1 protein-coding gene is annotated in these 430 nt (G+C 48.4%); it reads right to left on the bottom strand.

Annotated elements, in window-relative coordinates; genetic code table 11:
- Nucleotides 1–59 precede the first annotated feature (59 nt).
- Nucleotides 60–353 (bottom strand): antibiotic biosynthesis monooxygenase family protein, encoded by a 294-nt coding sequence (locus B4U49_RS00170; RefSeq protein WP_078082613.1) that lies wholly within the window; start codon nt 351–353, stop codon nt 60–62.
- Nucleotides 354–430: the final 77 nt, after the last annotated feature.

The following is a 430-nucleotide window of genomic DNA, read 5'->3' as shown; positions in this document are numbered from 1 at the left end:
CTGGCCGCAGACGGTCCCGCAAAGGTCTACCCGGTATCGGCGCCTTCGCGTCGAAGTTCTTACAGTTCGACAATTGAGTAATGTTCTACTTCGGGGAATGGATCGTAGAAATGATGGAGCAGGGCTTTCCAGTCTTGGTATTCGGGAGACTTTCGGAATCCTTCGGTGTGATCCTCCAGTTTTTGCCAGTTCACCAAAAGGATGTAGCGGCCTTTTTTTTCAAGGCACTTTTGCAGTTGGAGATTGATGTAGCCCGGCATTAAGGAAATGATGCTTTGTGCCGCCTTAAAGGCTTGTTCAAAATCTTCGTTCTGGTTCGGCTTTACGTCCAGAATTGCCACTTCAAGAATCACGCTAGTTGCCTATAAAGAGCTCAAAAATAGATGCGAAGGTAAAGTGCCGGGTATAGGTTTTCAGGAGCGTCGGCGAC

The sequence above is a fragment of the Microbulbifer mangrovi genome, from assembly GCF_002009015.1.
GTDB classification, from domain to species: Bacteria; Pseudomonadota; Gammaproteobacteria; order Pseudomonadales; family Cellvibrionaceae; genus Microbulbifer; species Microbulbifer mangrovi.
Note: the sequence above shows the minus strand (reverse complement) of the source record. Positions and strands in the feature narration are given on the sequence as shown.